Source organism: Achromobacter sp. Marseille-Q0513 (assembly GCF_018195695.1).
GTDB lineage: Bacteria > Pseudomonadota > Gammaproteobacteria > Burkholderiales > Burkholderiaceae_B > Achromobacter.
Genome location: NZ_JAGTJY010000557.1, coordinates 1 through 423, shown reverse-complemented (window position 1 = coordinate 423; position 423 = coordinate 1). Strand labels below are relative to the sequence as shown.

At 54.6% G+C, this 423-nt stretch carries 1 pseudogene; it reads right to left on the bottom strand.

Annotated features, from left to right (window positions below):
- Positions 1–95: 95 nt before the first annotated feature.
- Positions 96–423, bottom strand: a pseudogene (locus KDH83_RS31745) (phage tail protein); the annotation flags it as partial.

The window sequence follows — 423 nt, the reverse complement described above, 5'->3', positions numbered from 1 at the left end:
GACCTGGGATGTGGCGACGGGCGAAGTCGCGGACGATTGAAGCCCGCGACAAGCATTGAAAGAAAACGCGTTGCCAGGGAGTGGAAAGACGACGTTTATGAATACTCCCAAGACTCCACCACTGAAGCATTACTTGCGTCAACCGTCCAGTACAGCCCGGGTGGGACCATCATCGAAATACTGTTGGCTAACGGATTCACCAAACCGGGTATGGTGAGATAGCTGTGGACTGTCATACCGGTGGTACTTGCAACCGTATTGAGGTAGCCAGCAAGAACCGTTGTCCCAGCGACATTGGTCCGAAACATGGCGCCAACCATTATCGGCCGATTGGTCGTGTTCTTGTACCAAGCCAACAGCGACGTTGTCCGCGGTCGAAGAGCCTGCCCGATGCCGAACAGCTGATTGCGCAATTGCTGCAGA